At 70.5% G+C, this 13,043-nt stretch carries 11 protein-coding genes; 4 read left to right on the top strand and 7 right to left on the bottom strand.

Going from position 1 to position 13,043, the window contains the following annotated elements:
• Positions 1-312: 312 nt before the first annotated feature.
• Positions 313-1,605: a DUF5685 family protein gene (locus ACIRD7_RS31610; RefSeq protein WP_403458973.1), complete on the bottom strand. Its 1,293-nt coding sequence runs from the start codon at positions 1,603-1,605 to the stop codon at positions 313-315.
• A gap of 322 nt (positions 1,606-1,927) precedes the next feature.
• On the opposite strand from ACIRD7_RS31610, the gene ACIRD7_RS31605 reads away from it, so the two are divergent.
• Positions 1,928-2,365 (top strand): cell division protein SepF, encoded by a 438-nt coding sequence (locus ACIRD7_RS31605; RefSeq protein ID WP_403458971.1) that lies wholly within the window; start codon positions 1,928-1,930, stop codon positions 2,363-2,365.
• A 38-nt stretch (positions 2,366-2,403) separates the two neighbouring features.
• On the opposite strand, the gene ACIRD7_RS31600 is transcribed toward ACIRD7_RS31605, so the two are convergent.
• Together ACIRD7_RS31600 and ACIRD7_RS31595 are read right to left on the bottom strand one after the other, a co-directional pair.
• The gene (locus ACIRD7_RS31600; protein WP_403458970.1) at positions 2,404-3,594 is read right to left on the bottom strand and encodes an acyl-CoA dehydrogenase family protein; all 1,191 of its coding nucleotides are present in this window, start codon (positions 3,592-3,594) and stop codon (positions 2,404-2,406) included.
• Between the two features lie 119 nt (positions 3,595-3,713).
• Entirely contained in the window at positions 3,714-5,315 is a 1,602-nt protein-coding gene (locus tag ACIRD7_RS31595) for an MFS transporter (RefSeq protein ID WP_403458968.1), read from the bottom strand.
• A gap of 260 nt (positions 5,316-5,575) precedes the next feature.
• Here ACIRD7_RS31595 and ACIRD7_RS31590 point away from each other — a divergent pair, with 260 nt between their 5' ends.
• Together ACIRD7_RS31590 and ACIRD7_RS31585 are read left to right on the top strand one after the other, a co-directional pair.
• Positions 5,576-6,775: a hypothetical protein gene (locus tag ACIRD7_RS31590; RefSeq protein ID WP_403458967.1), complete on the top strand. Its 1,200-nt coding sequence runs from the start codon at positions 5,576-5,578 to the stop codon at positions 6,773-6,775.
• Between the two features lie 237 nt (positions 6,776-7,012).
• Positions 7,013-8,062 (top strand): phosphatase PAP2 family protein, encoded by a 1,050-nt coding sequence (locus ACIRD7_RS31585; RefSeq protein ID WP_403458965.1) that lies wholly within the window; start codon positions 7,013-7,015, stop codon positions 8,060-8,062.
• Between the two features lie 112 nt (positions 8,063-8,174).
• On the opposite strand, the gene ACIRD7_RS31580 is transcribed toward ACIRD7_RS31585, so the two are convergent.
• Positions 8,175-8,390: an I78 family peptidase inhibitor gene (locus ACIRD7_RS31580; RefSeq protein ID WP_403458964.1), complete on the bottom strand. Its 216-nt coding sequence runs from the start codon at positions 8,388-8,390 to the stop codon at positions 8,175-8,177.
• 459 nt (positions 8,391-8,849) lie between these two features.
• On the opposite strand from ACIRD7_RS31580, the gene ctaD reads away from it, so the two are divergent.
• On the top strand, positions 8,850-10,544 hold the full coding sequence (gene ctaD, locus ACIRD7_RS31575) for a cytochrome c oxidase subunit I (RefSeq protein ID WP_403458963.1): 1,695 nt from the start codon (positions 8,850-8,852) through the stop codon (positions 10,542-10,544).
• Between the two features lie 158 nt (positions 10,545-10,702).
• Here the strand turns inward: ctaD and ACIRD7_RS31570 are convergent, their stop codons facing one another.
• From ACIRD7_RS31570 to ACIRD7_RS31560, 3 genes are all read right to left on the bottom strand, one after another.
• A complete protein-coding gene (locus tag ACIRD7_RS31570) occupies positions 10,703-11,149 on the bottom strand; it encodes a hypothetical protein (RefSeq protein WP_403458961.1) in 447 nt (148 codons plus the stop codon).
• 69 nt (positions 11,150-11,218) lie between these two features.
• Complete coding sequence (locus tag ACIRD7_RS31565; RefSeq protein WP_403458959.1) at positions 11,219-12,514, bottom strand: ABC transporter substrate-binding protein; 1,296 nt, start codon at positions 12,512-12,514, stop codon at positions 11,219-11,221.
• Positions 12,489-13,040 carry a hypothetical protein gene (locus ACIRD7_RS31560; RefSeq protein WP_403459375.1) on the bottom strand — a complete coding sequence of 184 codons (552 nt, stop codon included), beginning with the start codon at positions 13,038-13,040 and terminating at the stop codon, positions 12,489-12,491. Before ACIRD7_RS31560 ends, ACIRD7_RS31565 begins: the two co-directional genes overlap by 26 nt.
• Between the last annotated feature and the right edge of the window lie 3 nt (positions 13,041-13,043).

The raw sequence follows: 13,043 nt of genomic DNA, 5'->3' as shown, positions 1-13,043 counted from the left end.
GGATGTCCGGATCCCGAACACGCCGTGCCCCTGACAAGCGCTGAGGGGGAGTATTCGGCCGAACGACCGGTCGGCGCAAGGGCGCCTTTCGGCCGTCAACATTTGAACAGTCTGTGCGAGTTGGCCGCTCCTGCCCCGGTCAGAGCCGGTCGGCGCAGCTTGCACGCTCCCTCGGCCCACCCCCACGACCGGCCATGGCTTCCTTACGACGCCCGACTCCGGCCAACCGGTCGCGACGGCCGTGCGGCAGGCACCGTTTCCGCCGACCGCACGCTCCCCCGACGTGTCCGGAAGTCGCCTCTGAAACCGGCCTCAGCAACCGTCGCAGGGGCAGCAGCAGTCACAGCCGTCGCAGTCGCAGTCCCGGCAGCAGCCCTCGCGCTTCTTGCGCGACCAAGGACCCTCGTACTCCTTCGCACAGCACAGCTTGCAGGTGCAGCACAGCAGCCAGAACATCCCGCAGCCGGCCCAGAACCCACGCCGCCCCTTGGGCGGCTGAGGCGCGGCCCCACCACCGAACCCGCCGAAGCCACCCCCACCGCCACCACCACCGCCGGGCACTCCCCCACCACCGCCGTAGGGGTTCCCACCCGCGTACGGATTCCCGCCCCCGGCATACGGATTCGGCTGCGCCCCGTACGGCCCCTGCTGCGGCGGCTGTCCATAAGGCCCGGGCTGTCCATAGGGCCCGGGCTGCCCCGGCTGCCCTCCCTGCCCACCCGCCCCGAACTGATGGGACGAACAGGTCGGCACCGTGCCGAACGCCCGGTCCACCGACCGCCGCAGCTCGTGCACCAGCAGCAGATGGGCGAGCCCCGGGTCCGTGAACTCCACCTCGCGCAGCGCCAACCGCACCCCGTGCACGGCGTCGTCGGCGAGCCGGCGCGCCTCGGCGAGCGAAGTCCCGGTCGCGGTGAGCGGGTTCCACGCCCCCGCCTCTGCGTCGGCGGCCCGGTCCTCCACGGCGTCCAGGAGGTGCGCCAGGCGTCCGAACAGCCGCCCGGCCTCGGCGAGTGGCCCGGCGTTGTGCGGCCGTCCGGCCAGGATCGCGGTGTGCGCGAAGGCCGCGGCGGTCGCCGTCTCGGTCGGCTCGGTCACGGAGAGGATCGGAGTCCCGATCCCGGCGAGCGCCTCGATGCCGACCTGCCGGTCCACGGCGTCGACGAGTACGGCGGTGTCGAACCCGACGGCCGAGCCGCCGCGGGCACCCGCCGCACCCCACCCCGCGGCCACCCGGCGCGCGGCGAGCGCCACCGGTTTGCGGGCCAGCAGCCCGTCCCCGTCGGCCACATGGTCACGCACCTTCGCCGAGGCGAGCACCAGCGAGACGGCGGCGGCGAGCCGCGCGCCCTCCCCCTGCGCGACGGACGCGGTGCGCATGCCGCGCAACGGGCACGGTCCCGCCGTACGCCGCAGTCCGCTGCCCTTCTCTGCCTGAGCCTCCGTCAGGACGGATATCAACAGACCGTCGTAGTTGGTGACGATCCGCGCGAACTGACCGTGGTCCCCGCGCAGCGAGAGGCAAAGCCCGCACAAATGCGCCATCCACTGCCCCGCGAGGCTCTCCCCGAGGCGATGACGACAAGGCCTGACGATTCCGAACACGACGCTCCCCCGTGGTTCTTACGACGTTTCAACGACGCTGAACTGCCGCATCGTACCGATGACCGGGCCGATCTCCATGGCCGGCTCGTTCACCCGTACGCACCCCACATCACCCATACGCCGTGAACGATCATATTTCACTCCCAGTCAGCAGCCGTACGTGGCATGCCCCTTGCGGGACACGGGCTCTCGACGTATGCGCTGTGCACCAGTACCGTCACAAACCCCCCGCGCGGCGTCTATCCACTTGGCGTGACGTCCGCATCATGGATGACCATAGGGATGCGGAAAGCAGAACAGACCGCTGTGAGAGGAGGCGTCCATGGGATCGGTGCGCAAGGCGAGTGCCTGGCTTGGCCTCGTCGACGACAACGATGACGAGCGTTACTACGACGACGACTACTCCGAAGGGACCGAGCCCGGGGAGGCCTGGGTCACCGACCCGCGGGTCAAGGTGGCCACGGATGTCGCCGAGGAGAAGGGCCGCCGGATCGGCACGGTCACCCCGGACAGCTTCCGGGACGCCCGCGCCATCGGCGAGCTGTTCCGGGACGGCGTCCCGGTCATCATGAACCTCACGGCCATGGAGCCGTCCGACGCCAAGCGCGTCGTCGACTTCGCGGCGGGGCTCATCTTCGGTCTGCGCGGCTCGATCGACCGCGTGTCCAACCGGGTGTTCCTGCTGACCCCGGCCGACACGGAGATCGTCAGCAGCGAGCGGGCCGCTCACCGCGAGGACGGCTTCTACAACCAGAGCTGAGGCAGGGCCGCTCACCCGGCCCTGCCCCCTGGTGGGGTTCAGCGGAAGGCGTCGAGCCCGGTGAGTGCCTTGCCCAGCACCAGCTGGTGCATCTCGACGGTGCCCTCGTAGGTGAGCACCGACTCGAGGTTGGTCGCGTGCCGCATGATCGGGTATTCGAGCGAGATCCCGTTGGCACCGAGAATCGTCCGCGCCGTACGGCAGATGTCGATCGCCTCGCGGACGTTGTTGAGCTTGCCGAAGCTGACCTGCTCGGGACGCAGGCGGTCGGCGTCCATGCGCCGCCCCAGATGGTGGGCGAGCAGAATCCCCTTGTGCAGTTCGAGCGCCATGTCGGCGAGCTTGGCCTGGGTGAGCTGGAAGCCCCCGATCGGCCTGCCGAACTGCTCCCGCGTCTTCGCGTAGTCGACGGCGGCCTCGAAACAGGACCGCGCCGCGCCCATGGCGCCCCACACGATCCCGTACCGGGCGTGCGAGAGACAGCTGAGCGGCCCCTTGAGCCCGACGACCTCCGGCAGCACGGCATCGGCCGGCAGCCGTACGTCGTCCATCACGAGCTCACTGGTGACGGAGGCCCGCAGCGACAGCTTGTGCTTGATCTCCGGGGCGGAGAACCCGGCGCTGTCGGCCGGCACGACGAACCCGCGGATCCCCTCGTCGGTCTGCGCCCACACGACGGCGACGCCGGAGACGGAGCCGTTGGTGATCCACATCTTGCGCCCGGTGAGCACCCAGTCCGAGCCGTCCCGCTTCGCGTACGTCCGCATGGACGCCGGGTCGGACCCGTGGTCGGGCTCGGTCAGCCCGAAGCAGCCGATGACCTCGCCGGACGCCATCCGGGGCAGCCACGCCTGCTTCTGCTCCTCGCTGCCGAAGCGATGAATCGCGTACATGGCGAGGGACCCCTGCACGGAGACGAGGGACCGGATGCCGGAGTCGGCGGCCTCCAGCTCCAGGCAGGCGAGCCCGTACTGCACGGCGGAGGCGCCGGCGCACCCGTACCCCTCCAGCGACATCCCGAGGGCGCCGATCTCTCCGAGTTCCCGGGCGAGCTCACGGATCTCCGGCAGCTCGCCCTTCTCGTACCACTCGGCGACGTACGGCACGACCCGGTCCGTCGCCCACTGCCGCACGGTGCTGCGGACGGCCAGGTCCTCGGGCTCCAGGAGATCGTCGATGCCGAGGGGGTCGGCGGGGTCGAAGGGGGGCAACTTCGAGGACGCGGACATGGGAGATCCTCCGGCAAGGACTAAAACTAGCGCTGCTAGTCAGGACTGTGCGGCCGACGCTACGACCCGGCGTCCCGCACGTCCAGTACGCAGCCGATCGGCGCGGGCCGCAGCCCCGGTCAGGCGGAGACGCGGGACTCCGCGACCTCTCTCGGCTTGGGCAGCTCCACCGCGGGCTCCTCGCACTGCATCGTCCGCGGCAGCCGCAACGCCATCACCGCCCCGAGCAGCAGCAACCCGGCACTGACGAGCAAGGTCACGTGCAGCCCGTGCACGAACGCCTCCCGCGCCGCATGGTGCAGGGCCAGCCCCGCCGACCCGCCGAGCTGCGCGGCCACCTCGTACGCCTCGCCCAGCGAGTGCGAGGCAGCCGTGGACGCCGACGCCGGCACACCCGACACGGAGGTCAGGCCGGGGGCGTACGCCGCGTTCATCACGCTGCCCAGCAGCGCGATGCCGATCCCCGCGCCCAGCTGGTACGACGTCTCCCCGATCGCCGCCGCCCCGCCGGCCTGCTCCTGCGGAGCCTCGCTCAGCATCGACTCGTACGCCCCGAAGAGCGTCGTCTCGAGCCCGAAGCCGAGCAGCACGAAGCCGAACAGCAGCAGCCCCGGATTGTCGTGGCCGCCCATGGCGGTCAGCACGATCACCGCGAGCGCCGTCAGACAGAAGCCGCCGCACACCATCCGCCTCGGCCCGAACCGCCGCAGCATCCGCGCGCCGGCGAGCCCGGACGCCATCGCAGCGAACGTCAGCGGCAGCAGCCGCAGCCCCGTCTCCAGCGGCGACAGGCCGAGCACCAGCTGGAGGTACTGCGCGGCGATCAGTTCGAGCCCGACGAGCGCGAGCATCGCCAGCACGATGCAGCCGACGGACGTACTGAACGCGGGGCGCGCGAACATCTTGAGGTCCACCAGCGGATAGGTCCGCCGCTTCTGCCGCCGTACGAACAGGACCAGCATCACCGCGCCGAGCACCAGCGGCACCAGGGTGAACAGGCTGGCCACCGGCTCCCCGCCGCCGAGCCGCTTCACTCCGAGGACGACGCCGAACAGCCCGCCCGCCGCGAGCAGCGCGCCGACCACGTCCCAGGGCCCCCTGCCGTCGCCCTTCGACTCGGGCAGCAGCAGCCGGCCCACCGGAAGGCTGATCAGCATCAGCGGGATGTTGACGAGGAAGACCGAGCCCCACCAGAAGTGCTCGAGGAGGAAGCCGCCGAGCAGCGGTCCCACGGCGGCGCCGACCGCGGCCACCGCGCTCCAGATGCCGATCGCGAGGGCCCGCTCGCGCCGGTCGGGGAAGACCTGGCGCAGGATCGACAGGGTCGCGGGCATGATCATCGCGCCGCCGACCCCGAGCAGGGCGCGGGCCAGGATCAGCACCTGTGGGTCGTGCGCGAGGGCGGCGAGGCCGGAGGCGACGCCGAAGAGGCCGTATCCGAGGAGCAGGACGCGTCTGCGGCCCACCCGGTCGCCCAGCGTGCCGAAGAGGATCAGCAGCGAGGCGCAGACCAGCGGGTAGATGTCGACGATCCAGAGCAGTTCTATCGCGCCGGGCCGCAGGTCCTCGGTGACGGCGGGTACCGCCACATGGAGCACGGTCGCGTCCACTGCGACGAGCAGCAGGCTGACACAGAGGACGACGAGGACGACCCAGCGGTTGGCACCGGCCCCGGCCGCCCGACGGCGCAGCCCAGCGGCAGCCGTGGTCGTCCCGGACATGTACGTACCTCCCAGATGTTCCCTCGCCTTCGGCGGGTACACGGGGCGGGGACTCCCCGCGACTCGGCCGGAGAGGAGCGGTGGTCTCCGGCCCGCGCAACGAAGGGCGAGTGACTCGTCAGCGTACGCGAGTCCGCGTCCGTGCCGAGTGGCGGACCTCTCACCCGTCCAGCGGAACAAGTGTGGCGTACACCACTCCGGCCCCCTGAGCTCGGGTTCCGGCCCACGTCCCGATTCACGCCGGGCCGATAATCGGGCGCGTGACCGATCTTGCGACGCACGAGGCTCCGGCCCGTTCCGAGGCGCTGCGCCGGGCCGCCCCCGCGCTCCTCGGGTACGCGGCCGTGCGCGCCCTGGGCCTGCTCACCCTGGCCCTGTGGAGTGCGGCTCGCGACAAGGACGCGTACACCCTGCTGACCGCCCGCTGGGACGCGCTCTGGTACACCCGGGTCGCCGAGCTGGGCTACGGCTACGAGGTGCGGCTGCCGAACGGGGACGTGCACTCGAACCTCGCGTTCTTCCCGCTGCTGCCCTGGCTGGAGCGACTGGTCGCGGAGGTGTCCCCGCTGTCGTACGCCGACGGCGGCTTCGTCGTCGGCCTGCTCGCCTCGTTCGCCGCGGCCTGGGGGATCTTCGCGGTGGCGGAGCATGTGTACGGCCGCCGCGTCGGGGTCTGTGCCGTGCTGCTGTGGGCGGTCCTGCCGGTCGGGATCGTGCAGTCGATGGCGTACAGCGAGTCGCTGTTCACGGCGCTCGCCGCGTGGTCGCTGTACGCGGTGCTGACCGGCCGCTGGATCACGGCGGGGACCCTGGCGCTGCTGGCCGGGCTGACCCGCCCGGTGGGGCTGGCCGTGGTCGCGGCGGTGTGGGCGGCGGGCATCGCCTCGTTCGTGTCGTTCGTGCGGAACCGGCGTGCGGGCGCGCCGCTGGGCGCGGAGGACGCGAAACACGCCTCGGGCGTACCGGCCCGCCAGGTCCTCGCCATGCTCCTCGCCCCGCTCGGGGCCGCCGGGTACGTCCTGTGGGTCGGCCATCGCACGGGCAAGGGTCCGCTGGGCTACCTCGACGTCCAGGCGGGCTGGCGCAACGGGTTCGACGGCGGATACGCCTTCGCCCGCTTCGTCGCCGAAAAGTTCACGTCGTTTCCGTCGGCCCTGGCGGGCGCCGGGCTGATCGTCGGTGTCGGCCTGGTGATCTGGCTGTATGTCGTCTGTGTGCGGCAACGCCAGCCACTGCCACTGCTGGTGTACGCCGGTGTCGTCACCGCATTGGCCCTGTGCGCGTCGAGCTACTTCGGCTCGAAGCCGCGCCTGCTGCTGCCCGCCTTCCCGCTGCTCCTGCCGCTCGCCCGGTCCCTCGCCCGGCCGCGCACGCGCAGATCGGCGCTGGTGGTGGCGTCCGTGGCGGTGGCGTCGGCGCTGTACGGAGCGTTCTGGCTGAACGGGAGCGGTCCGCCCTGACCCCGGGTGAGCGCCGGTGTGCTCCGGGAGAATTCCGGATTATGCCCCGGTGAACAAACTCAAAAGCACAATAAACCGCCCCTCCGGAATGATCAAAAGAATTGAAGGCGACAGCCGTCGAAGATTAGGGATTCGTGGGAAATAAACCGCCCGTTGAGAGGAATCCCACATCACATCGTCATCACAAACCCGGTGAATCGACTGGGATCTGAGCTCACTCGCTGTAACGTCGATTGGGTGCGTACCGAACGGAAACCCACCCGTCTGGACCGGGTGTTCGCCAGGCTGGATCGTGAGCCGGAACGACCGGCCCACATCAGCGTGCCGGAGATGAGCCGGCACCGGATCGTGCTCCTCGGCGCGACCCTGGCCTTCTACGTGGCGATCGTGTGGGCCGTCGTGATCACCTCCTGGCTGGTCCGGCTGGACTGGCAGGTCATGTTCTTCCGGCCGTACCAGCAGTGGTCGGAGATCCACGCCTTCGTCGACTACTACGTGGTGCTCGGCCAGCGCGGCCCCACCGCCGTCATGGTCGCGGCCTGGCTGGGCTGGCGTTCCTGGCGGCAGCACACCCTGCGCCCGCTGCTCGCGCTCGGCGTCTCCCTGCTCCTGCTGAACCTCACCGTCGGCGCCGCCAAGCTCGGCATGGGCCGCCTGGGACCGCACTACGCGACCGCCATCGGCTCGAACGAGATGTGGCTGGGCGGCGATATATTTCCCAGCGGCCACACCGCCAACGCCGTGGTGACCTGGGGAATCCTGGCCTATCTGGCCTCCACCCCGAGAGCGCGCCGCTGGCTGTCGGCCCTGTCGGCGGTGACCTCGCTGGGCGTCGGCCTGTCCACCGTCTACCTCGGTACGCACTGGCTGAGCGACGTCCTGCTGGGCTGGGCCGCCGGCCTGCTGATCCTGCTCGCCCTGCCATGGTTCGAGCCGCTGATCGCCCGCTCCGAGACCTGGATCTTCGACCTGCGCGACCGCTGGCGTGCCCGCCGCGCCGACGCCGTCCCCCAGGGGACCGTCCCGGTCGAGGCTCCGGTGCTGCTCAAGCCGCTCACCACGGCCACCGACGACGAGGCCGCGGCACGCGAGGCGTCCACCGCGGCGCGCGAGACGTCGTCCACGCCGCGCTCCGCCCGGCAGACCGCCTACCACCTGGCGCCCGGCCCGCACACGGTCCGCGCGGAGCGCATGCCGGTCACACCGGCCGGCAGCCGCCGCCCGGCGCACCCGGACCGCCCCACCCGCGGCGGGGCCCCCACAGCCCGGCCCTTGACGGGCGGCTGACCGCCCCGAACACTCGAACGGCGGATTCGGTACGCACGAACTTCCGCACGCGAGAATTTCCGCACGGCGACGGCCCCGGTTCGTCGACAGGAACCGGGGCCGTCGCCGTCCGTCAGCCCTTCCAGGCCCGCGCCACCTGGCCGTCCTTCACTTCGAAGTTCAGGCGACCGCTCCGGTACTCCATGGTGATGATCGCCCCCGGCGGCAGCGAGCGCACCGTCGACCACCCGCGTTCACGGGCGAGCCGCTCGGCCCCGCCGGCGTCGAGTCCGACATACGCGTCCGGGTTGTCCTGCGGTTCTGCGGGGGGTTTCGGAATGGGTGCCATGCCGCCCACGCTAGGGCCTCGCCAAGGGATCGGGCCAGTGCCGACCGCGATCCTTTGTAGCGGCCATCCGGGTCACACATCCCCCTCCGGTCACGCTTTTGTCACAGGTTCACGACACGCGTTTCGACCGCTTCCACGGCTACGGGCAGTCACACGGACGGGGGATTCTCTGGGCCTTCCGCAGGCATTCGATCGTAATTTCCGCGTGTCGCGCGGGCGGGTGCGTCCACCCGGCGCAAAAGTTCCCGAGAAACCGTCCCCGGACTCCTTTTCCGCTCGATTCCGCGCGGCCCACCGGAGCCGGAGCAGCACAGAAAGCACATGGTTCCACCACAGAACCTCCGTACGCCCTCTGTCGGAGCGCCGGCGGCGCGAGCATCATGGCGTGAGCTCGCGTCGGCGCGTGCGACGCGGGCTTCAGCGGGCCCGGGACGCGACGAGCGAAGGGGCGAGCGAGCGATGGGGACGCACACCGCACAGGCGACGGCACGGCCGATGCGGAAGATCCAGCCCGGCGGCAAGGTGATCGTCGACTGGCTGACCACCACCGATCACAAGAAGATCGGCCATCTCTACCTGATCACGTCGTTCGCGTTCTTCCTGGCCGGCGGTGTCATGGCCCTGCTGATGCGGGCGGAACTGGCCCGGCCGGGGATGCAGATCGTGAGCAACGAGCAGTTCAACCAGCTGTTCACCATGCACGGCACGATCATGCTGCTGCTGTTCGCGACCCCGACCTTCGCGGGCTTCGCCAACGAGCTGATGCCGCTGCAGATCGGCGCCCCGGACGTGGCCTTCCCGCGGCTGAACATGTTCTCGTACTGGCTGTTCCTGTTCGGCGGCCTGATCGTGATGGGCTCGCTGATCGTGCCGGACGGGCCGGCCGCCTACGGCTGGTTCGCCTACGCGCCCCTCAACAGCCTGGAGCGCTCCCCCGGCATCGGACCCGACCTGTGGATCATGGGCCTGGCGCTGGCCGGCTTCGGCACGATCCTCGGCGCGGTCAACTTCATCACCACGATCATCGGGATGCGCGCGCCCGGCATGACGATGTTCCGGATGCCGATCTTCGTGTGGAACACGCTGTTCACGTCGATCCTGATCCTGATGGCGTTCCCGGTCCTGGCGGCGGCGCTGCTGGTGCTGGAGGCGGACCGCCGGTTCGGCTCGGTGGTGTTCGAGGCGGCCAACGGCGGAGCGCTGCTGTGGCAGCACCTGTTCTGGTTCTTCGGGCATCCCGAGGTGTACATCATCGCGCTGCCGTTCTTCGGCATCATCACGGAGATCATCCCGGTCTTCAGCCGCAAGCCGATCTTCGGGTATCTGACGCTGGTCGGGGCGACGATGGCGATCACCGGTCTGTCCATCGTCGTGTGGGCGCACCACATGTTCGTCACGGGCGCGGTGCTGCTGCCGTTCTTCTCCTTCATGAGCTTCCTGATCGCCGTCCCGACGGGCGTGAAGTTCTTCAACTGGTCCGGGACCATGATCAAGGGCTCGCTGTCCTTCGAGACCCCGATGCTGTGGGCGACGGGCTTCCTGGTGACGTTCCTGTTCGGCGGTCTGACCGGGGTGATCCTCGCCTCCCCACCGATGGACTTCCACGTCTCCGACTCCTACTTCGTGGTCGCCCACTTCCACTACGTCGTCTTCGGCACGGTCGTCTTCGCGATCTTCGCCGGGTTCCACTTCTGGTGGCCCAAGTTCACCGGGAAGATGCTCGACGAACGGCTCGGCAAGATCCACTTCTGGACGCTGTTCATCGGCTTCCACACCACGTTCCTGGTGCAGCACTGGCTCGGCGCGGAGGGCATGCCGCGCCGGTACGCCGACTATCTCGCCGCCGACGGCTTCACCGCGCTGAACACGGTCTCGACGATCGGCGCGTTCCTGCTCGGCCTGTCGACGCTGCCGTTCCTCTACAACGTCTGGAAGACCACCAAGTACGGCAAGAAGGTCGAGGTCGACGACCCCTGGGGGTACGGCCGCTCCCTGGAGTGGGCCACCTCCTGCCCGCCCCCGCGGCACAACTTCCTCACCCTGCCGAAGATCCGCTCGGAATCCCCGGCGTTCGACCTGCACCACCCCGAGCACGCGCTGGAGGCTCCGCAGCCCGAGCCGAAGAGCGAGCAAGCCGGCCGTGAGCCGTCCTGATCGCCTCGACGAGCTCGGCGGGCTCGACGACCTCGAACGCGCCGGTGCGCAGCAGGGCGATCGAGGCCGCGGCGGACCGTGCGCGGGGTGACGCCGAGGCGGTGGGCCAGTTCGGCCCTTGGCCTCCCCCACTGCCTAAGGGGGTGGGCATGCGGCGCCTAACGGCTCGGGAGGGCGGATCTCGCGGGTGGATGCGGGTCCATGGTGGCCGACCGCGCGGTTCCCGGCGCCCCGGACGGGGATCTCGGTAACCGGCACTCGACGCTCAGGTTCCCCTGGCGGGTCTCGTAGGGGACCCGCGAGGCCTGGGGATGCACGTCCATGGCACCCGAGGCCACCCGGTGGTCGGGGTCCTCCTCCGTCACGCTCGCGTAGGCGTCCCAGTGGCCCTCCAGCAGCACGACGCTGCTGGGCAGCGCGGCGCGCAGGTGGCCCTTCGTGGCCGGGGCGAGCGGCAGCGTGACCTCCTCGGGGCCCTCGCGGTGGCGCAGCACGAGATGGGCCGCCTCGGTGGCCCCGGGCGCGCGGACGTCGAAGGTCAGCCCGCCGGCCGAGTCCGCGATGCAGTCGGCGCGCAAGGGTGATGCCTGCGAGACGGGCGTCATGCGCTGCGGTTCCTCCCTCGGCTCTCGGCTCTCTCGGTTGGACCGGCGATACGGCCTTTTGGTTGCGCCTCACGGCACGTACGAAAGCTGCGGCACCTCGAAGCACGTGTCGTTCATGTCCGCCTGGGAGACCCAGCCCCGGCCGTCCTCCCAGCGGGCCACCGACAGACAGGTCCGGCGGCTCTTCGGCGGCTCGGGCAGCCGCTCGAACGTGACCGGGATCAGCAGGCCGTCGGCGGTGTATCCGTGGCTGCGGTTCATGTGGCCGTCGACGCACGCGCGCGTGACGCCCTGCCCGGAGCACGCCTTCGCCGCGTCCGTGAACCACATGGCCGCCGCCCAGCCCTCCAGCTGCCACTGGGAGTGCGTCCCCAGGCCTTCGGTTGCGTCTCTGAACTCCCGTACGGCCTCCTGGTCGGTGTCCTCGTAGTTGCGGGACGACCCGGTCGCCCACAGGGCGTTGCGGCAGCGCGGGGAGTCCTTGTAGTCCTCGGCGACGGTGGAGGTCCAGTTCTGCACGTTGGTCACCTTGGCGGTGACGAACGCGCCGACGTCGTCCATCGCCTCGCACAGCCGGGCGTTGCCGTGGCTGTCGATGGCGTCGAAGACGAGGTCGGCGCCCTGCTCCTTCAGATCGGCCGCCGCCGCGCGGAAGTTGGGCAGCGCGAAGTCGACCTGCTCGGTGACGACCTTGTAGCCCTCGGCCTTCAGCCCCCGCTCGACGAGCCGTGCGTAGGCGGCGGACGCGGGCTGGTTGTACGAGACGACGGCGGCCGTGCGGGCGCCGTGCTCCCGCTTGAAGTAGCGGTAGACCTCGGTGCCGCCGTACTGCTCGCCGTCCCAGCCGGTGGTGCCGTCGCGTGGCGCGAGGCTGCCGTAGATCCCGTACAGGTGGGGGTAGGTGTCGTAGGCGGATCCGATGGGCTGGCCGCCGATGTCGGGCACGCGCGCGTGGGAGACGCGGGAGGCGCCCGCGTAGTCCAGCGCGGTGGTGGCGACGAGCGCGACGACCTTCTCCTCGTCGATCAGGTCGTGCACGCACTCGTTGTTGCCGACCCCGCTGCCGCCGTCGTCGCACTCGCGCACCTCGACCCGGCGGCCGTCGATGCCGCCGCGCGCGTTGAGGCGGTCGAAGTAGGCCTTGGCGCCGTCGCGCGGGCCGGTGAATGCGTCGCCGCCGACCGGGCTGGTGGCGCTCGTGATGATGCCGACGCGGATCGGGGTGCGGTCCACGGGCGGCTCGGAGGCCCTGTCCCGGTCGCGGTGTTCGAAGTCGCTCTCCGGCAGCCGGCTGCCGCACGCCGTACTCAGAGTCAGCAACAGCACGGCGATCGCCGCCTCAGCAACCCGGGACCGGCGACCCATTGCCGCTCAACTGGACCAGCGCGCACAGGGTCTTGGCGGACACCTTCCAGGTGCCGTCCTGCTCGACCGTGGTTCCGGAGGCGTTCGGCAGGGCGGTGGCGCCCTTCAGCGTGAGGTCGTAGGTCACGTTCGCCTCGGTCGGCGAGGTGAACTCGATCTTGGAGACCTGCGCCTGGACCTGCCCGCCGCGCTCGTCGCCGCTGAACGCCTGGAGGACCGGTGCCATCCGCTCGCCGTTCTCGAGGACGGTCTGCTTGTCCTCAAGCGAGGTCTTCGGGTCGAAGAACTTCTGCCAGTTCTGCTTGATCTCCGTCTCGGCCGCCCCCAGGTCCGCGGGCGCCGTCGCGGACGGCGACTGCCCGGACCGCTCGACGGTCGGTGCCGGTGGCGACTCGTCGCCGCCGCCTCCCTCGTCGTCGCTGCAGGCCACGAGGCCCGGGGCGAGGGTGAGGAGCAGGGCGGCCGCCAGCAGCGCCCCCCGTCCCCTGTGTGCGCCGCGCCGCCTGAGGTCGCTCCCGAGAACCATCTG

Source organism: Streptomyces sp. NPDC093568 (assembly GCF_044764945.1).
Taxonomy (GTDB): domain Bacteria; phylum Actinomycetota; class Actinomycetes; order Streptomycetales; family Streptomycetaceae; genus Streptomyces.
Note: the sequence above shows the minus strand (reverse complement) of the source record. Positions and strands in the feature narration are given on the sequence as shown.

What these genes read in the sequence shown, in the direction of transcription:
- ACIRD7_RS31605 (WP_403458971.1), top strand. Translation starts at nt 1,928, where the DNA reads ATGGGATCGGTGCGCAAGGCGAGTGCCTGGCTTGGCCTCGTCGACGAC.
- ACIRD7_RS31600 (WP_403458970.1), bottom strand. Translation starts at nt 3,594, where the DNA reads ATGTCCGCGTCCTCGAAGTTGCCCCCCTTCGACCCCGCCGACCCCCTC.
- ACIRD7_RS31595 (WP_403458968.1), bottom strand. Translation starts at nt 5,315, where the DNA reads ATGTCCGGGACGACCACGGCTGCCGCTGGGCTGCGCCGTCGGGCGGCC.
- ACIRD7_RS31580 (WP_403458964.1), bottom strand. Translation starts at nt 8,390, where the DNA reads ATGGCACCCATTCCGAAACCCCCCGCAGAACCGCAGGACAACCCGGAC.
- ctaD (WP_403458963.1), top strand. Translation starts at nt 8,850, where the DNA reads ATGGGGACGCACACCGCACAGGCGACGGCACGGCCGATGCGGAAGATC.
- ACIRD7_RS31570 (WP_403458961.1), bottom strand. Translation starts at nt 11,149, where the DNA reads ATGACGCCCGTCTCGCAGGCATCACCCTTGCGCGCCGACTGCATCGCG.
- ACIRD7_RS31565 (WP_403458959.1), bottom strand. Translation starts at nt 12,514, where the DNA reads ATGGGTCGCCGGTCCCGGGTTGCTGAGGCGGCGATCGCCGTGCTGTTG.
- ACIRD7_RS31560 (WP_403459375.1), bottom strand. Translation starts at nt 13,040, where the DNA reads ATGGTTCTCGGGAGCGACCTCAGGCGGCGCGGCGCACACAGGGGACGG.